The organism is Actinoplanes sp. NPDC051633, assembly GCF_040681735.1.
GTDB lineage: Bacteria > Actinomycetota > Actinomycetes > Mycobacteriales > Micromonosporaceae > Actinoplanes.
Window position 1 is genome coordinate 1 of sequence record NZ_JBFAZH010000033.1, and the last position, 18,064, is coordinate 18,064.

17 protein-coding genes and 1 tRNA gene are annotated in these 18,064 nt (G+C 68.6%); 9 read left to right on the forward strand and 9 right to left on the reverse strand.

Features of this window, described 5'->3' with window-relative positions; genetic code table 11:
- Nucleotides 1–582: alcohol dehydrogenase catalytic domain-containing protein (locus AB0M20_RS03905; protein ID WP_364293282.1), on the reverse strand; the 582-nt coding region annotated here is incomplete at its 3' end.
- 193 nt (nucleotides 583–775) lie between these two features.
- Between AB0M20_RS03905 and AB0M20_RS03910 the strand changes: the two genes are divergently transcribed.
- Nucleotides 776–2,179, forward strand: a complete 1,404-nt coding sequence (locus tag AB0M20_RS03910; protein WP_364293285.1) for an FAD-dependent oxidoreductase — start codon at nucleotides 776–778, stop codon at nucleotides 2,177–2,179.
- Between the two features lie 376 nt (nucleotides 2,180–2,555).
- Here AB0M20_RS03910 and AB0M20_RS03915 read toward each other — a convergent pair whose 3' ends face one another.
- Nucleotides 2,556–3,728, reverse strand: a complete 1,173-nt coding sequence (locus AB0M20_RS03915; protein WP_364293288.1) for a hypothetical protein — start codon at nucleotides 3,726–3,728, stop codon at nucleotides 2,556–2,558.
- A gap of 268 nt (nucleotides 3,729–3,996) precedes the next feature.
- A complete protein-coding gene (locus AB0M20_RS03920; RefSeq protein WP_364293291.1) occupies nucleotides 3,997–4,404 on the reverse strand; it encodes a transposase in 408 nt (135 codons plus the stop codon).
- A gap of 754 nt (nucleotides 4,405–5,158) precedes the next feature.
- On the opposite strand from AB0M20_RS03920, the gene AB0M20_RS03925 reads away from it, so the two are divergent.
- The gene (locus AB0M20_RS03925; RefSeq protein ID WP_364293294.1) at nucleotides 5,159–5,650 is read left to right on the forward strand and encodes a VOC family protein; all 492 of its coding nucleotides are present in this window, start codon (nucleotides 5,159–5,161) and stop codon (nucleotides 5,648–5,650) included.
- Here the strand turns inward: AB0M20_RS03925 and AB0M20_RS03930 are convergent.
- A complete protein-coding gene (locus AB0M20_RS03930; RefSeq protein WP_364293297.1) occupies nucleotides 5,613–6,575 on the reverse strand; it encodes an integrase core domain-containing protein in 963 nt (320 codons plus the stop codon). The two genes, AB0M20_RS03925 and AB0M20_RS03930, sit on opposite strands and share 38 nt — an antisense overlap.
- Before the next feature lie 133 nt (nucleotides 6,576–6,708).
- On the opposite strand from AB0M20_RS03930, the gene AB0M20_RS03935 reads away from it, so the two are divergent.
- Together AB0M20_RS03935 and AB0M20_RS03940 are read left to right on the forward strand one after the other, a co-directional pair.
- Entirely contained in the window at nucleotides 6,709–6,966 is a 258-nt protein-coding gene (locus tag AB0M20_RS03935; protein ID WP_364293300.1) for a hypothetical protein, read from the forward strand.
- A gap of 62 nt (nucleotides 6,967–7,028) precedes the next feature.
- Nucleotides 7,029–8,081: a hypothetical protein gene (locus AB0M20_RS03940; protein WP_364293302.1), complete on the forward strand. Its 1,053-nt coding sequence runs from the start codon at nucleotides 7,029–7,031 to the stop codon at nucleotides 8,079–8,081.
- 164 nt (nucleotides 8,082–8,245) lie between these two features.
- Here AB0M20_RS03940 and AB0M20_RS03945 read toward each other — a convergent pair.
- The 4 genes from AB0M20_RS03945 to AB0M20_RS03960 form a co-directional block, all read right to left on the reverse strand.
- Nucleotides 8,246–8,320: transfer RNA gene (locus AB0M20_RS03945), tRNA-Arg, on the reverse strand.
- 67 nt (nucleotides 8,321–8,387) lie between these two features.
- Nucleotides 8,388–9,359, reverse strand: a complete 972-nt coding sequence (locus tag AB0M20_RS03950; protein ID WP_364293305.1) for an IS481 family transposase — start codon at nucleotides 9,357–9,359, stop codon at nucleotides 8,388–8,390.
- A 104-nt stretch (nucleotides 9,360–9,463) separates the two neighbouring features.
- The gene (locus AB0M20_RS03955; protein WP_364293308.1) at nucleotides 9,464–10,138 is read right to left on the reverse strand and encodes a DUF305 domain-containing protein; all 675 of its coding nucleotides are present in this window, start codon (nucleotides 10,136–10,138) and stop codon (nucleotides 9,464–9,466) included.
- Nucleotides 10,138–10,941, reverse strand: a complete 804-nt coding sequence (locus AB0M20_RS03960; protein ID WP_364293311.1) for a DUF3105 domain-containing protein — start codon at nucleotides 10,939–10,941, stop codon at nucleotides 10,138–10,140. Before AB0M20_RS03960 ends, AB0M20_RS03955 begins: the two co-directional genes overlap by 1 nt.
- Before the next feature lie 108 nt (nucleotides 10,942–11,049).
- Between AB0M20_RS03960 and argS the strand changes: the two genes are divergently transcribed.
- From argS to AB0M20_RS03985, 5 genes are all read left to right on the forward strand, one after another.
- Nucleotides 11,050–12,696 carry an arginine--tRNA ligase gene (gene argS, locus AB0M20_RS03965; RefSeq protein ID WP_364293314.1) on the forward strand — a complete coding sequence of 549 codons (1,647 nt, stop codon included), beginning with the start codon at nucleotides 11,050–11,052 and terminating at the stop codon, nucleotides 12,694–12,696.
- 3 nt (nucleotides 12,697–12,699) lie between these two features.
- A complete protein-coding gene (lysA, locus tag AB0M20_RS03970; RefSeq protein ID WP_364293317.1) occupies nucleotides 12,700–14,085 on the forward strand; it encodes a diaminopimelate decarboxylase in 1,386 nt (461 codons plus the stop codon).
- Nucleotides 14,082–15,380, forward strand: coding sequence for a homoserine dehydrogenase (locus tag AB0M20_RS03975; RefSeq protein ID WP_364293320.1), 1,299 nt, complete (start codon nucleotides 14,082–14,084; stop codon nucleotides 15,378–15,380). Before lysA ends, AB0M20_RS03975 begins: the two co-directional genes overlap by 4 nt.
- 2 nt (nucleotides 15,381–15,382) lie before the next feature.
- Entirely contained in the window at nucleotides 15,383–16,432 is a 1,050-nt protein-coding gene (gene thrC / locus AB0M20_RS03980) for a threonine synthase (RefSeq protein WP_364293330.1), read from the forward strand.
- Between the two features lie 72 nt (nucleotides 16,433–16,504).
- Nucleotides 16,505–17,632, forward strand: a complete 1,128-nt coding sequence (locus AB0M20_RS03985; RefSeq protein WP_364293324.1) for an acyltransferase family protein — start codon at nucleotides 16,505–16,507, stop codon at nucleotides 17,630–17,632.
- A gap of 11 nt (nucleotides 17,633–17,643) precedes the next feature.
- Here the strand turns inward: AB0M20_RS03985 and AB0M20_RS03990 are convergent.
- Nucleotides 17,644–18,064: SRPBCC family protein (locus AB0M20_RS03990; protein ID WP_364293327.1), on the reverse strand; the 421-nt coding region annotated here is incomplete at its 5' end.

Here is an 18,064-nt window from a genome sequence, read left to right on the forward strand (position 1 = left end):
GAACGCGATGATGCGTTCGGCGCCGAGCTGCCGGGCAGCGAGGATGCCGAGCAGGCCGACCGCGCCGTCACCGACGACCGCAACGGTCTTGCCGGGCCCGGCCTCGGCTGCGACGGCCGCGAACCAGCCGGTGCCGAGCACGTCGGAGGCCGCCATCAGAGACGGAAGGAGATCAGGTTCGGGCCGGCCCGGGGTCGCGACCAGGGTGCCGTCGGCGAGCGGGACGCGGGCCAGCTCGGACTGGGTGCCGAGGGTGCCCATGAGTACGCGGTGCACGCAGTACGCTTGGTAGCCGGCCGTGCAGATCTCGCAGGTGTTGTCCGATGCCCAGAAGGAGCCGACGACGAAGTCGCCGACCTTGATGGTGCGGACCTCGGACCCGACCTCCTGGACGACGCCGACGTACTCGTGACCCATCACCTGGTGCTCGACCGGCTCGGCGCCGCGGTACGGCCACAGATCGCTGCCGCAGATGCAGGTGGCACTGAGGCGGATGACCGCGTCGGTCGGATCGACGATCTTCGGGTCTTCGCGCTCCTCGACCCGCACGTCCCCCGGCCCGTACATGACAACTCCACGCATGGTGGTGTGCTCCTCACCCCGTCAAATCAGGCCGGCAAGCCACCAGCCGACGGGCCCCGCCCGGGCCCGCAGCATCCAGTGAAGTCGCTGTATCGAGGAGCTAGAAGTCCCTGTGGATAGGTGTACCGACAGGGAACCCCAGACGAGTCCGTGCAGGCCTTCCGCCTAGGCGCGAAAGCGGCGATCATGGGTCATGCGCGACGTCTCCACGGCCATGGACGTCCGGCTGGCCAGACGCGGCCTGCTGGCCGGCCTGGCGGCGGCGTCCGTTGCCGGGCTCGGTGGCGCCGAGGCGGTACGCCGGGACGACGGCCGTCGGGTCGTCGTGCTGGGCGCGGGCCTCGCCGGTCTCGCCTCCGCCTACCGGCTCATGAGCCGCGGCTATGACGTGACCGTGCTGGAGGCGCAGGAGCGGCCCGGCGGGCGTGTGCAGACCGTCCGGGACGGCCTGCTGCGGGGCGGGCACGCAGAACTCGGAGGCCTCCGGATCTTCTCGTCGCACACGTACGTCCACCGGTATCTCACCGAGTTCGGGCTGGCGCTGACGCCGTACGACACCGGGGTCACCGCCCATCTGCGGAGCGGTCGGCGGTTCCTGGCGCCGGCGGCGGACGTCGGCGGCTATTTCGGCCCGGCCGTGGCCAAGGTCGGCGATCCGCTTGCAGCGGGCTGGCCGGGCGACACGGCGTCGGCGCGCGAGCTGGACGACCTCAGCCTGACGGAATACCTGCGATCGGCCGGCGCGCCGGCCGAGGTGATCGCCCGGTTCCTCGCCGAGGAGGGCAACGTCGGGCGGTGGAACGCGGCGTCCGTGATCGGCATGGAGGTGCTCACCACCGGTGCCGTCGGCAGCGTCCGCGGCGGCAACGATCGGCTGCCCCTGGCTTTCGCCGCCCGGCTGGGCGACCGGCTGAAACTGCGTAGCGAGGTGGTCCGCATCGCGCCGGACCGCTCGGGTGTGGCCGTCGGATTCCGCGACCGGTCCGGGTTGCACGAGATGCGAGCGGACCGGGTGGTGTGCGCGTTGCCGTTCGGCCCGCTGTGCCGCGTGGCGCTCGGCAGGCCGTTCAGCCCGGCCAAGATGGACGCGATCCGGCTGCTCGAATACATGCCGGCGGCCCGCTTCTACGCCCAGACCCGGACCCGGTTCTGGACCAGTGACAGCCTGGGCCCGCTGGGCGGACTCCGGCTCGTGGCCACCGACACCATGCTTGGTCGCATCTGGAACACCAGCTCCCAGCAGTCCGATCCGACCCTGGGCATGCTGCACAGCTACATGATGGACGACCAGGCCACCCGCTTCGCGGCTCTGGGCTCGCGGCGTGAGCGGCACATCCGGAACCTCTTCGAGCAAGCGCTGCCGGGGTCGGACCAGCAGATCGTGCGCACCGTGACGAAGGTCTGGCAGGACGATCCGTGGGCTGGTGGCGGCTGGAGCATGGTGCCGGTGGGCGCTCTGCACTGGATGCTGCCGGCGATGCGGCGCGCCGAGGGTCGCGTCCACTTCGCCGGTGAACACACGTCCGTCTGGCCGGGCTGGATGAACGGCGCGCTCGAGTCGGCCGAGCGAGTGGTCCGGGAGGTCACCGGCGGCTAGTCGGACGTGTGTTCGAGGTGGGCTCAGCCATTGCGCTGGTCGGCGGCGCGAAAGCCCTGGTGAACGTTGGTGCCCCCCGGCGGGATACAACCCAGAACCGCTCCCCTGCGGGGCGGCTGTCGATTGCGGCTGCTTACGGCGAGGAGTTGATGGCCTGGATCGTCATGCGTCTCTCGTGCTGACCCGTTGGACGTGCTGCCGTGAAGGAGTTCTGTGCCGGCAAGCTCGCCCGCTACAAGGGGCCCCGGCTACGTGCACGTCGTCGACGGGTTTCCGATGACGGTCACCGGCAAGGGTGCGGAAGGTCGAGATGCGCTCGGCCGCAGTGGACGTCCTCGGACTTTCCGATGCCGCGGCGGTGCGCAGCGCCTGAGGCTCAGCCTGTCCCACCCTCGGCGCCGGACTCCCTGGTCGCCAGGCCGACCGGCGGGCTGAATGCGGCCAGCACCGAACTAATCCGGGTGGCGAAGCCGAGCTGGTACATCGAGTAGTGGTCGGCGGGATAGATCGGGTGCCGAGGGCAGTTCGCCGGGGCGGCATCCCCGGCCACGGCGATGCCTGCGATGGTCACTGACCCGTCACTGAACGGGGGCATGTGCACGGGGCTGCCACTGTCACCGCCCTGGACGGCGCAGCCGCCCACAGTGTCGGCATCGCGGAACCAGAACCCAGGCCCTTTCCCGTTGCTGGAGATCACGTCGATCCTGAGGACCTCGAGGCCGCAGAGGGTGCCGCTCTTGCCGGCGCTGATGCAGAGCCGCAATCCGCGCGGCGGGTTGCCGCCACCGCGGACCAGGTAGGAGTTCGTCGCGTTCCAGCCACCGTTGAAGATGCGGTTGCTGTAGGGCTGACCCGAGCCGGTCCGCAACATCTGGACATCGGCCGTCGTGTTGATCTTGTGGGTGCGGCCGACGAACCGTCCGGCCCGGGTGTAGAAGAAGCTTTCACCGCAGTGGGCCGCAGTGAGCATGCCGTACCGCCGGTTGGGCGCGGAGCCGTAGAAGACCGTGACTCCGCTGGAGCAGGCGTATTTGCTGCCATTGGGGTTCGTGCGCATGATCAGCGCACCGCCGTAGTAGCGGGCGGTGTCGCTGTCGCGGCTGATCGGAACGGGCGTCTGCTTCGGCCGGACCTCCACGGTGATCGGCATGCTGGACTTCGCGCCGGCATCCAGAGTCGCCCTGGCTGTTGCTGGCCCCGGCGTTCCCTCGGCCACCTCGATCACGAGACCGTTCCCGGTGTTGTCCGGCCGGACACTCTGGGGTGCCACACCCGCCTTGGTCATCCGGGTCAGGACGGCTCCGGCCTCGGCGATCATCTCGTCGTTGGTGTACTTCGCGGCGACGTACCGAATCGTCGAATCACCCCGGTGTCGCGCCAGTTCTGTCACCAGGCCGGTCGGCGGCGTGCCCTTGCCGTACACGTACAGCGTGTTGCCTGACTGATCTACATAGGACGTCGCATAGCCGGCCCACGGGTGATCGGACAGGTATCCGGCCATCCGGGAACCCAGCTCGTTGGCGTGCGAAATGCCCTTCGCGGCCACCACTTTCGCGGCAGCCGGATCAGCCGGCGGTGATGCCTCGGCCCCTCCGGACCCCGCCGCCACCATCGGCACCGCACACGCCAGAGCGATGAACCCGCTCCGCAGCCGTTTAACCCGGTCCGATCCCATGGCGCCGCCTCCGGCCTTCACTCCACCCCGACAGTGACCTTGCCCGCGAGGCTATCGAAATCAGTGACTGTTCGACGTCGTGCATCGGACAGTGACAGCGGCCAAGCGGGGCGGCTCCGGGGCACTGTGGATTGCTCCTCTGTCAAGTGGCAGATGGTAGGCGGGTCGTGACGTCGGCGCGTAGCGCTTGGTAGATGGCGTCGGAAAGTCGTCGTTTCAGCACTCGGAGAGCTTCGAGGCCACCGTCGCCGCCGGCCCTGCGACGGGCGATCAACTCGCCCGCCTGTGGATGGCCGCGGGCTTGGGTCATCGCGATGCGGTGCAGCGCGGCGTTGAGCTGCCGGTTTCCGGTCCGGCTCAGCCGATGCCGGGCTCGGTTCGACGACCAGACAGGCAGCGGCGCGGTGCCGTTGTGGCGAGCGAAGGCGGCGGCTGAGCGGAACCGCATTACGCTGGCTGTCTCGCCCAGGATCTTCGCGGCGGTCTTGGCCGCGCAACCGGTGCCCGGCTCAAGAGCGTTCCATCCCGGTTTAGCCTGACCCAGCTGCAACAGCTTCTAGCCAGCGACGGCCGCACGGCAGGCCCGCCACCAATCGAGTCCGCTCCGGCGCGGAGGAGTCCGGCGCTCGAGCGAGCATTAACGGGCGTCGCAGGTGCCCTCGGGAAGCCGGGCGGCGATGGCAGTCAACACGTCTCGCTCTGTGGGGCCGTCAAGGCCGGCCTCGCGAGTCGTACTGTCCGCGATGTCAGCCCACCCCTCCAAGGTGCGCATGGTGAAGGTCCAGTCCGACGCCTAAAGCTCCACGCCTGTCGATTGATCGCGTGGCCGCGGCCTACCGTCAGTCCTGTATCCGCCGACCGCGACGGCTTCTCTCACGCGCTGCGCTAAAGGCAGATGTCATAGGCAGACGGTACCGACCTTACGGACCTTTCGGACCTATTTGACCGCTTCCCGCCGGCGTGCGAGACCATGGTGAAGGCGGATGCGGCGCAGTGGTTGATCGCGCGTCGAGATGCCGTGAACGGTATGCAAGTCAAATGGTGCATCAAGATCGTCTAGCTGGAGCTGTCACGGATCATCTGACCAAGATCTGTCACGCATCAACCGGGGCCCGACAATCATGTTCTGGTGATTGTCCTCCGTCGACTGATGTGCGACACACGTCCGCCAACTGATCAGCGACAGTGGTCTGTTTCGGGTGTCAGGGGTGTCGGCCAGGGTGGCGACCAGGGGTTTACACGGCGCGATGGATCAGTTCCGGTGACACGCTCTTGCCAAGGCCGATCGACCGACGGAGGGCACGATGAGCAGCAGCGACGTAGGCACCCCCAGTTCGACGGAGACAGCGGAGATCTCGACGATCGACATGGGGCTCGAGGTGGTGACGGTACCGGTCTCCGATGTCGAGCGGGCGAAGCGCTTCTACCAGAGCCTGGGATGGCGACTGGACGCCGACTTCGCCGTCGGCGACGACGCCCGACTGGTGCAGATGACGCCGCCCCACTCGCAATGCTCTATCCATTTCGGCAAGGGCGTCCCGGGCATCACGGCGATGGAGCCGGGGTCCCTTCAGAGGATGTACCTGACGGTCAAGGACATCGACGCCGCCCGGGCGGATCTCATCAGCCGCGGCGTCGATGTCAGCGAGGTGGAGGAGCAGCCGAAGCCTCCGGGATTCCCCGACTCGCCAGGGCGCTCGTACTTCGCGTACGCATCGTTCAGCGACCCTGACGGCAACGGCTGGCTGCTCCAGGAGGTCACGACCCGGCTACCCGGGCGCGAATGGCAGGACTGATATGTGAACCGGCAAAGCCCGCACTCCACGGGTGAGTGCTTGAGTGGCGCCGTCCTCTGGGGCGGCGCCACTGGCATGACTGGCATCGCTCACCGAGCTTGACCTGAGGGAGCCGCCAGGAATCGGCCACTGCCGGTCTTCTACGCCTGGTCAGGCGACCCGACCGCCTGTGGGCTCGTAAGGCCGGTTCGGCTACGCCTGCCTGCGAGTATTCGTTGATCAATCCGCCGAGGATCGGGCGTCGTTGGACTCGGGCATTGTTAAGGTCGACGACCTGCGGCGGCGGATTCGGTGGTCGCTGTTCGAGTGATCGGTGTGGACGGTGCTGATGGTAGTGACGGGCGTACTCGGCTAGGACGGCGGCGAGATGCCGTTCACCGATGACGAGGAGCCGGTCGGTGCATTCACGGCGGACGGTACCGACCCAGCGCTCCGCGTGCGCGTTCGCCCGCGGCGTCTGCGGTGGGGTGTGGATCACTTCCATGTCGGCCGCGGTGAAGACCGCGTCGAAACCGGCGGTGAACTTCGCGTCCCGATCGCGGAGCAGGAACCGCAGCCCGTCGACACGCTGGTCGAGCTCCATCAGCAGGTTACGGGCCTGCTGGACGACCCAGCCACCGGTCGGGTGCGCCGTGACACCGACAACGTGGACCCGGCGGCTGGCCAGCTCCAGGGAGAAGAACACGTAGATCCGTTTGAAGAACACCGTGTCGACGGTGAAGAAGTCGCAGGCCACGACCGTACGGGCCTGGACGGTGCGGAACTGCTTCCAGGTCGGGCCGGCCCGTCGGGGCGCCGGATCGGTACCGGCGCGGTGCAGAATCTTCCACACCGTGCTGGCGGCGATCTGCCGACCCAGCCTCACAGGTTCGCCCTGGATGCGGCGGTGTCCCCAGGTTGGGTTCTCGGCCGCGAGGCGTAGCACCAGAGCGCGGACCTGCGGGTCGATCGCTGGCCGGCCGGGCCGGGGTGACGAAGAACGCCGACCAGCGGGCGCGGGGGAGCAGCCGGGACAGGGCGGCGAGCATCACGCGGTCGTCCGGGCGCAATTCGGGGCGGTGCACCTGCCGCCGCAGAACCGCGACCTGGTGGCGCAGGACCAGCAGTTCGACGTCCTTGGCGCCGCCGTCACGGGCGAGCTGGGTCAACATCTGCAGGATCTGCCGGATGAGCAGGTACACCAGCGAGGCGCCCATGGCCGGATCCTCGCCGTCACTCGATGGATGGCCTCGTACAAACCCGCACGTCAACACGGCTGGCCGAGTTCACGAGCCCCACAGGTTTGGGACGACGTCGGAAAGATGTCCATCTACTAGTTCGGTTTCCGTGGACGCTTCATGCTGGCTGAGTATCCTGAAGACACTCTAGGACGGCGCAAATGTCCCGAATGGGCACCTTTTTGGTGGATCTCGTCAGCGCGACTATCGGGGCGGCCGCGGGAGCCGCCGGCACAGTTGCGGGAGGACCGGTCGCCGGCGCTGCCGCCGCGGTCGCCGGAAGTCGGATTTCCGGTGCGCTGATCACTGCGTTCGTAGGTGCTCAAGGGGACCAACTCGATTCTTTGGAGTCGATGAACCGAAATCTAGGTGGGCGCCTTGCTCTAGTCGAGGCAGGACTCTTTCGTGTTGGCCGCTCGACACAAAGTACTCAGGATGAAATCCGGCGGCTCAGCGGCGAACTCAAAGGAGTCGGCTCTGAGGTTAGAAATGCTCGCGCCGATCTTCAGGTCCAGCTGGAAGAGCCGTGGCAGTCGGCAATTGTGTACTTACAGCATGCGGCGATGCCCGAGCAACAAAGATCGACTCGCCAGGAATACCTTCGTCATGCTCGGGCCAAGCTTATCGAAGCTCACTCGACTGCTCGAAATGATGCGAAGCGAGGACTCATTGGGCAGCGACTGGCTGCCACAGCGATTATGTTGGGCGATATACCGTCGGCACGTCAGTGGCTTCTGGAGGCGTATCCGTCCGTCAGTGACATCACCACCGTGGCAGCGCGTGAGGTCCAAGTACTTTTCACGGTTGACTGGAGCGACCTTCAAGTCGTCAGCCGCATAATGGAGCTGGCGAACTTGATAGAACATGATGCCGCACGCTTCAGTCGTGCCGATCGGGTTAATCTGCGAAGCTCGCCAGAAGAATTTTGGGCCCGTTTCCTGCGCTCTAGCCCACCCTTGAGACGATGGATCACGGAAGACCGAAGCGACATATCTGCAAGCTTCTGGTACCACCTTCGCTACGTCGCCCTGACGCGTCAGGTCCTTGCCCTGACAGAGCTTCGCAGAATGAAAACGGATTTAGATATGACGCGTCAAGCGTATCTGTCGCTCGGCGGTGATAGATCGACCATTAAATCGTACCGCTTGCATGTCGACATTTTGCCCTTAAGGCCAACGATCATTCGCCTTGACGAGGTCAAGGATCCGGGCTAACCGGCCGCCGCGTGCCCGATCGAACCGAGCGTCCTCGGAACTTCGGCCCGTATTCGGCCCGGACGCCCGTAGACGGCCAGCGATGACCGGTGACAGCCGGACGTGTGTTCGAGGTGGGCTCAGCCATTTGCGCTGGTCAGCTGCGCGACCGTGCTGGTCAATGTTGGTGCCCCCGGCAGGATTCGAACCTGCGCTTTCGCCTCCGGAGGGCGACGCTCTATCCCCTGAGCTACGGGGGCTCAGACTCGCGAAAGCCTAGCAGGCGCCGCGGAAGCCTGACCAACCGGATACCCCGCGGCGCGTTGCCTAGCTGTAGTGACCAGGACCGTTGTTGACGCGGCTGATGGGTGGCCGGCCTCCGAGCGCGGTGTGGGCTCGATGGTAGTTGTAGGTGTGGAGCCAGCTGGGTAGGGCGTCGGCGCGGTCCTGGCTGCTGGTGAAGGGCCGGGAGTAGATCCATTCGTCGCACATGGTGCGGTTGAAGCGTTCGGCTTTGCCATTGGTTTGTGGCCGGTAGGAGCGGGTGAACCTGGGCTGGGCGCCGAGCTCGGTCAGGGATTGTTTCCAGGCCCGGCTGCGGCGGTAGGCCATCGCGTTGTCGGTCATGACGCGTTCGATGCGGCCGATGCCGAGTTGGGCGAAGTGGGCGGCGGCACGGTGCAGGAAGGCGGCGCAGGTGCCGGCTTTCTCGTCGGGGTGGATTTCGGCGTAGGCCAGCAGGGTGTGGTCGTCGATCGCCGCGTGCACGTATTCGTAGCCGACTCGGGTGCCGTAGCGGGCGCGGCGGTGTTGCGGGCTGTCGCGGCCGTGGACGCGCCAGCCGCCGCCGCCGCGGAGCCGGCCGATCTTTTTGACGTCGACATGGATCAGTTCGCCGGGCCGGTCGCGTTCGTAGCGGCGGATCAGCTGGCCGGTGGGCCGGTCCAGCCAGGCGAGGCGGTGCAGACCGTGGCGGGTCAGGACGGCGTGGATCGTGGAGGCGGGCATGTGTAGTAGTGGCGCCAGCCGGCGAGGGCCGCGTTTGAGGTGTTGGCGTAGCGCACACACGCGGGCCTCGGCCTCGGGGGTGGTCTTGCCGGGTATCCGGTGGGCGGTGCTGGGCCGGTCGAGCAGCCCGGTGTCGCCCTCGGCCCGCCACCGGGCCAGCCATTTGTAGCCGGTAGCGCGAGACACGCCGAGTTCCTCGACCACGTGCGCGACCGGGCGGCCGTCGGTGACGACACGCTGGATCAGCAGGCGTCGGCCGTGCAGGGTCAGCCGGGCATTACGGTGGGCCATAGAGACCTCCGGTTCGGTGAAAGCGTCGCAACTTCCACCTCGCCGGAGGTCTTCTCATTGATCAAGCCGCCACGCCGTTTCAACAACGCTCATGGGCACTACACCTAGCTGCTCGCCTGGGCCTTCTTCAGCAGGTCGTCGATCAGGTTCAGCTCGCTCTGCTGGCCGCTCACCATTGTCTCGGCCAGCCAGCGCACATCCTTGTTGTCGCTCTGCTCCAGGATGCCCTGCGCCATGTGGATGCCGCCCAGGTGGTGGGCTCGCATCAGGGTGAGGAACTGGGTGTCCAGCTGCTTGCCCGTGGCGTTGCGCAGCTGGTCCACCTGCTGCGGGGTGGCCATGCCCGGCATCAGGCCGTTGACCACCGAGCCGCGCGCGTCGGGCATCCAGGACATCGGGGGGTCGCTGCCGGTCGGGCTCAGGCTCCAGTCGCGCAGCCAGGCCTGCATGTAGCCGATCTGGCCGTGCTGGGTCAGGGAGATGTCGCCCGCCAGGGTGACGATGTTGACGTCGGCCGACTTCTGGTGCGCGATCATGCCCATCTCCACCGCCTGGGCGTGATGTGTGCTCATGTCGCGCAGGAAGCCCGCCTCCGGCGACGTGTCGCCCGGGTGGCCGACCAGACGGCCGGCCAGCAGGGTGCCGCCGGCGCCGAGCAGCAGGCCGACGATCAGCAGCGCGGCCAGCCAGCCGACGCCGAAGTGGAACCCGCGCTCGGGGTGCGACCCGTTGACCGGGGCGGCCGTGTCGGCCGCCCCGGGCTCGGTGGTCACCGGCATCATGCGTCCTGTGGCGTGGTGCCGGTCACGGTGACGCCGCCGGAGCAGGGCGCGCCGGGCTCGACCGACGCGTTGGTGCGCAGCGCCGAGATGAAGTCGTCGACTCGCGGGTCGTCGACCGTGTCCAGCTTCAGCTGGTAGCCCCAGGCCTGCAGCGAGACGTTCTTGTCGAGGTTGGCGACCGGGCTCATCAGGATGAAGTCCTTGCCCTCCACCTTCGACTTCAGCTTGTCCACCTGGTCGGCGGCCAGACCCTGCTTGTACGTGACCCAGACGGCGCCGTGCTCGAGGCTGTGCACGGCGTGCTCGTTCGGGATCGGCTCGGCGTAGACGTCACCCATGCAGTTCTCCCAGCGACCGTTGTGGTCACCGCCGACCGGGGGGTTGGTCTTGTACGTGAGCGGACCCGCCTTGTGGTTGCGGGCCGTGATCGACGCGTCGCCGCTGGTCCGGTAGTTCTGGATGCCCGAGATGGCGGCGGCGCGCTCCTCCCACGGGGTGCTCGCCTCGTTGCTCGACTTCGTGGCGGCGTAGACGCCGTACCCGATGATGGCCACCGCGACCAGCACGACGACGCCGGCCACCGCGATCGGGCCCCAGTTGCGGCTGCCCGCGACCTTCACCGGCGTGACCGGTTTGCGGCCCTTGCCGCCGCCCTTGCCCGCGGGCGCCTTCTTCGCGGGCCCCGACTTGGCGGGCCCGGACTTGGCGGCTTTGGAGGCCGGAGGTTTGCCCTGGCCGGAGGTCTTGGAGACCTTGACGGTGGACGGGACCCGCTCGGGCCCCGGGGTGCTCATACTCATCGTGCCTCGTCAATTCATCGACTGAAGGATGGCGCCACGGCCAGGGCGGCACCCAGAACCGCTAACAGGGCCGCCGAGCGGCAAAGTCTACCCGGATAGCATGGCTCGGTGACTCCCGCCGACCTCGCTGCCACCGTTCTCTCTGCTGCCCGTGACGTTTTCGTGTCCCGGGGCCTGGATTCTGCCGCGCTGCCGGCGACCACGACGGTGGAGCGACCCCGTAACCCCGAGCACGGCGACTACGCCTCCACGCTCGCCCTCCAGCTCGGCAAGAAGGTCGGCGTGGCGCCGCGCGAGCTGGCCGCGGCCCTGGCCGACGAGCTGGGCAGCCGCCCGGGTGTCAAGTCGGTGGAGATCGCCGGGCCGGGCTTCCTGAACATCCGGCTGGACGCCGCCGCGGCCGGGGTGCTGGCCCGCGACATCGTGCTGGCCGGCGCCGAGTACGGGCACACCGCCCAGCTCACCGGCCAGCGGATCAACCTCGAGTTCGTCTCCGCCAACCCCACCGGCCCCGTGCACATCGGTGGTGTCCGCTGGGCCGCTGTCGGCGACGCGCTGGCCCGGCTGCTGCGGGCGGCCGGCGCCGACGTCGGCACGGAGTACTACTTCAACGATGCCGGTTCGCAGATCGACCGGTTCGCCAGGTCCCTGGAGGCGGCCGCGAAGGGCGAGCCGGCGCCGGAGGACGGCTATGCCGGCGAGTACATCTCCGAGATCGCGGCGGCGATAAAGGTGTCGTACCCGGATGCCACCCTCGACCTCTTCCGAGAGAAGGGTGTCGAGCTGATGTTCGCTGAGATCAAGCGGTCGCTGGCCGAGTTCGGCGTGCACTTCGACACGTACTTCAACGAGAAGGACCTGCACGACCGCGGCGAGTTGCAGGAGGCGTTGGATCGGCTGCGAGCGCAGGGCCACGTGTACGAGTCGGAGGGCGCGACCTGGCTGCGCACCACCGACTTCGGCGACGACAAGGACCGTGTGCTGCGCAAGTCGGACGGCGACTGGACCTACTTCGCCGCCGACTGCGCCTACTACCTCGACAAGCGCGAGCGCGGCTTCGACCGCGTGGTGATCATGCTGGGCGCCGACCACCACGGCTACATCGGCCGGATGAAGGCGATGGCCGCCTGCTTCGGCGACGATCCCGCGCAGAGCCTCGAGATCCTGATCGGCCAGATGGTGAACCTGGTGCGCGACGGCGAGCCGGTGCGGATGAGCAAGCGGGCCGGCACGGTGGTCACGCTGGAGGACTTCGTTGACGCGCTGGGCGTCGACGCGTCCCGGTACGCACTGGCCCGATACTCGTCGGACTCCACCATCGACATCGACATCGACCTGTGGACCCGGGCGTCGCGCGACAACCCGGTCTACTACGTGCAGTACGTGGCGGCTCGCACGGCGAGCGTGGCCCGCAACGCCGCCGAGGTCGGCCTGACCCGGGGCGCCGCCGAGGATTTCCACCCCGAGCTGCTGACCCACGAGAAGGAGCACGACCTGCTCAAGGCGCTGGGTGAATACCCGGCGGTGGTCGCGTCGGCGGCCGAGCTGCGCGAGCCGCATCGGGTGGCGCGGTATCTGGAGGAGAAGGTCGCGGCGTCCTACCACCGGTTCTTCGACAGCTGCCGCGTGCTGCCGCTGGGCGACGAGCCGATCACCGATCTGCAGCGCAGCCGGCTCTGGCTGAACGACGCCACCCGTACGGTGATCGCCAACGGGTTGGCTCTCCTGGGCGTCTCCGCGCCCGAGAGGATGTGACCCGTGAGAGCACATGAGGCCGGTGCGCTGCACGGCGACCTGGGCAGTCGAGGGCCGGCCTGGCTTCGTACCCCGGAGAACGTGAACGCCCTCGTGCCGGAGCTGTGGCCCCGCACCGTGACCCGCGACCAGGCCGGGGCCCTGACCATCGGCGGCGTCAGCGTGCCGGCCCTGGCGGCCGAGCACGGCACCCCGGCCTACCTGCTGGACGAGGAGGATCTGCGGGCGCGCTGCCGCGACTTCAAGGAGGCCTTCGCCGAGGCCGACGTCTACTACGCGGGCAAGTCGTTCCTGTGCAAGGCGGTCGTGCGGGTGATCGAGGAGGAGGGGCTCTTCCTCGACGTCTGCACCGGCGGTGAGCTGGCGGTGGCGCTGGCGGCCGGCTTCCCGCCGGAGCGGCTGGGCTTCCACGGCAACAACAAGTCGCCGCGTGAGCTGGAGCGGGCCGTCGAGGCCGGCGTCGGGCGGATCATCGTGGACTCCTTCCAGGAGATCGACCGCCTCAGCGACATCGCGCGGGCGGCGCACCGCAGGCCGAGCGTGCTGGTGCGGGTCACGGTGGGGGTGGAGGCGCACACGCACGAGTTCATCGCCACCGCCCACGAGGACCAGAAGTTCGGTTTCTCGCTGGCCGGCGGTGACGCCTTCGCGGCGGCGACGAAGATCCTCGACGAGGACGTGCTGGACCTGCGGGGGCTGCACTCGCACATCGGTTCGCAGATCTTCGACACCAGCGGGTTCGAGGTGGCCGCCCGGCGGGTGCTGGAGCTGCAGAGCCGGATCCGCGATGCCCGCGGCGTCGAGCTGCCCGAGCTGGACCTCGGCGGCGGCTTCGGCATCGCGTACACCACTCAAGACGATCCCTCACCCGCCGGCGATCTCGCCAAGCGCATCAACAAGATCGTCGAGAGCGAGTGCGATCTCGCTTCGCTCGCGAAGCCCAAGCTCTCCATCGAGCCCGGCCGGGCGATCGTCGGTCCGGCGGTGTTCACCCTGTACGAGGTCGGCACGGTCAAGGACGTCGACGGCATCCGGTCCTACGTGAGCGTCGACGGCGGGATGAGCGACAACATCCGGACGGCCCTCTACGACGCGTCCTACAGCGCCACGGTGGCCGGCCGGGCCTCCGCGGCCGAGCCGTTGCTCGCCCGCGTCGTGGGAAAGCATTGTGAATCCGGGGACATCGTCGTGAAGGATGAATTCCTGCCCGCCGACGTGCAGCCCGGAGATCTTCTTGCCGTGCCCGGCACCGGCGCGTATTGCCGGAGCATGGCCAGCAACTACAACCACGTTCCGCGACCACCCGTGGTCGCGGTGCGTGACGGCGCCTCGCGCGTGATCGTCCGGCGTGAGACCGAGGAAGATCTGCTCGCATTGGATGTTGGATGAGGTCTGTGAAAATCGCGCTGCTCGGCTGCGGCACCGTCGGCTCCGAGGTCGTTCGGCTGCTGCGTGAGCAGGACGCCGACCTGACCGCGCGGATCGGCGCCAGACTCGAGCTGGCCGGCATCGCGGTGCGCCGCCCGGGCCGCCAACGCGGAACGATCGACCCGGCCCTGTTCACCACCGACGCGCTCGGGCTGGTCAAGCGGGACGACGTCGACGTGGTGATCGAGGTGGTCGGCGGGATCGAGCCGGCCCGGACGTGGCTGACGGAGGCGCTGCGGGCCGGCAAGAGCGTGGTGACGGCCAACAAGGCGCTGCTCGCCGAGGACGGCGCGGCCCTGCACGACGCGGCCGCCGAGGGCAACGCGGACCTCTACTACGAGGCGTCGGTGGCCGGGGCGATCCCGCTGCTGCGCCCGCTGCGCGAGTCGCTGCACGGCGATCGCGTCACGCGGGTCACCGGCATCGTGAACGGCACGACCAACTTCATCCTGTCGTCGATGGACGCCACCGGGGCCGGCTTCGGCGAGGCGCTGGACGAGGCCACCGAGTTGGGGTATGCGGAAGCCGACCCGACCGCCGACGTCGAGGGCTTCGACGCCGCCGCCAAGGCCGCCATCCTCGCCTCGCTCGCCTTCCACACCCGGGTCACCGCGGCCGACGTCTTCCGCGAGGGCATGACGGGGGTGACCGCCGGCGACATGGCCAGCGCCAAGGCGATGGGCTGCACGATCAAGCTGCTCTGCATCGCGCAGCGCGGCCCCGACGCCAAGGGGCAGGAGTCGGTCAGCGTGCGGGTGCACCCGGCGATGATCCCGCGGACCCATCCGCTGGCCGGGGTGGGCGACGCGTTCAACGCGGTGTTCGTCGAGGCCGAGGCGGCGGGCCAGCTGATGTTCTACGGGCGCGGAGCCGGGGGTACGCCGACCGCGAGCGCCGTGCTCGGCGACATCGTGGCGGCCGCGCGCAACCGGCTGACCGGCACCCGCGCGCCGTCCGAGTCCTCGTACGCGCATCTGCCGATCCGGCCGATCGGCGAGGCCGAGACGCGCTATCACATCAGCCTCGACGTGGCCGAGCGCCCAGGCGTGCTGGCGGCGGTGGCCGGCGTCTTCGCCAAGCACGACGTGTCGATCGCGACCGTGCGCCAGTCCGGCCGGTCCGAGGACGCGCAGTTGATCATCGTGACCCACGCCGCGCCGGACGCGAACCTGGCGGCGACGGTGGCCGAGCTGGGCAAGCTCGATATCGTCCGCTCTATCGCCAGCGTCCTGCGGGTCGAGGGAGGGGATCAGTGATGGTGTGGCACGGGTTGATCGAGGCATACCGCGAGCGACTACCGGTCGGGCCGGACACCCCCGTGGTGACCCTGCACGAGGGCGACACCCCGCTGGTGCCGGCGCCGGTGCTGACCCAGCGGGTCGGTGCGGACGTGTACCTCAAGGTGGAGGGCGCCAACCCGACCGGCTCGTTCAAGGACCGCGGCATGACGATGGCCGTGTCCAAGGCGGTCGAGGAGGGGTCCAAGGCGATCATCTGCGCGTCGACCGGCAACACCAGCGCGTCGGCGGCCGCGTATGCCGCGCGGGCCGGGCTCACCTGTGCGGTGCTCGTACCCCAGGGCAAGATCGCGCTCGGCAAGCTGGCGCAGGCGCTCGTTCACGGCGCCAAGCTCTTGCAGGTCAACGGCAACTTCGACGACTGCCTGGCGCTCGCCTCGAAGCTGTCGCAGGACTTCCCGGTGTCGCTGGTCAACTCGGTGAACATCTACCGCCTGCACGGTCAGAAGACGGCCGCCTTCGAGATCGTCGAGACGCTCGGTGACGCGCCTGACATCCACTGCCTGCCGGTGGGCAACGCCGGCAACATCTCGGCCTACTGGATGGGCTATCAGGAGGACGTCGAGATCGGGGCCGCCACCAAGCTGCCCCGGATGTTCGGCTTCCAGGCCTCCGGCGCGGCGCCGATCGTCAACGGTCAGGTGGTGCCGGAGCCGTCCACGATCGCCACGGCAATCCGGATCGGGAACCCGGCCAGCTGGACCAAGGCGCTGGACGCGCGCGATGCGTCGGGCGGGCTGATCAACGCGGTGACCGACCGCGAGATCCTGTCCGCTTACCGACTGCTGGCCCGCGAGGTCGGCGTGTTCGTCGAGCTGGCCAGCGCGGCGAGCGTGGCAGGGCTGTTGCAGCAGGCCGAGGCGGGCCGGATCCCGGCTGGGTCCCGGGTCGTTTGCACGGTGACCGGCCACGGCCTCAAGGACCCGGAGTGGGCCATCTCCACCGCGCCGTCGCCGACCACTATCAAGAACGACGTGCTGGCCGCAGCGAAAGCGCTCGATTTGGCCTAAGGTGTCCCCAATCAGGGGATAGACCGGTGTGTCCGTTTAGTCGTTAAACTCCGCGTGACGCACCCTTCTGCGGTGACCGATACGACTCTGTCCGTAGTCGGAATCCCCGCGCAGCATGCCGCCGCACCGTCCGCGCCGACCCGGGCCGAACCGCGCCCGGCCCGCCAGTGGGAGCTCGACGCCCTGCGCCTGGCGGCGATCGCCGGCGTGGTCGCGATCCACGTCTTCGGCCTGATGATCGGCAAGCTCGTCGGGTCGCGTGGCTGGTGGGCCGCCGTGGTGCTGGATGTCGGCTCCACCTGGGTGGTCCCGGTTTTTGTGATGATCAGCGGCGCGCTGGTGCTGTCGCCCCGCGCGCACGCCGACGGGCCGGTCGCCTTCTACCGCAAGCGCTTCGTGCGCATCCTGCCGGCGCTGGTCGTGTGGCATCTGGTCTACCTGCTGGTGGTCCGGGCGGCGATGCGAGGCCAAGATCTTTCCTGGGGTACGGTCACCGCGAACCTGATCAACGCGAAGACCTACACGGCGCTGTACTTCCTCTTCCTGATCGCCGGCCTCTACGTTCTCGCGCCCGTGCTGGCCGCCTTCCTCGGCGGCGGCGGCCGTCGCCGGGCATATCTGCTCGCGGCCGTCGCCATGGTCTGGACCCAGGGCGCCTACGCGGTGGCCACCCTCTCGGGCAAGCTCGGCCAGCCGCATCCGCTGCCGCTGGATGCCTGGAACCAGTGGTGGCCCTACGTGGGTCTGTTCCTGGCCGGCTGGGCGCTGCGCAAGACCGTGCTCAGCGTCCCGGGCATGGTGGTCGCTTTCATGCTGGGCACGGCGGCGATGGCCGAGGCGGTCTGGCAGTTCGGCCATCCGACGGCGCTGGGGCCGCTGGCCGCCTTCGTGCCGGTGACCCGGCTCGGCCCGGTCGTCGCGGTGGCGGCGCTGTGCTTCTTCCTGGTGGCGGTCGGGGTGGGCGCGCGGGTGACGCCGAGCCCGCGCGTGACGCTGGTGCTCAAGCGCCTGTCCGACGCCTCCTTCGGCGTATTCCTGGTGCACCTGCTGATCCTGGAGATCGGCCGCCTGACGATCCCGGCGGTGGCGGCGGCGTCCTCGTTCTGGGTCCTGCTGCCCACCTACGTCGCGACTCTTCTCGTGTCGTTCCTGGTGTCGCTGGTGGCGGCGCGCATCCCGTACGTCCGCGCGGTCTTCTGATCCGCCGGCCTTCACGTCTCCAAGCGAGCCTTCAAGGCGGCCAGGTCCTTGCGATTGGCGCGCCGCATCGCGCCCGCCACGAACGGCGCGACCAGCGTGGAGAACCCGGTCGGCTCGCCGCGGTTCCGGAGCGTCATCCGAGTGCTGTCGTCGCCGTCCGGCCGCCAGGAGTACGTGGTCTCCATCGGAAAGGGGCCTTGAGCGGTTCGCATCACCAGCCGCTCGCCCGGGACCAGTTCCATGATCTGGTACGTGTAGGCGAGCCGGCGGCCGAGGAACCGGGCGACGAACGCCAGCCGGGAACCGACCCGGACCGGTGGCGGGGTCAGCCACTCCACCGAGGCGATGTTGACGTACCAGTCCGGCGCGTGCGCGGGATCGGCGGCGTAGCCGGCCACCTCCGCGCACGGCCGGTTGATCACGATCTCGGTC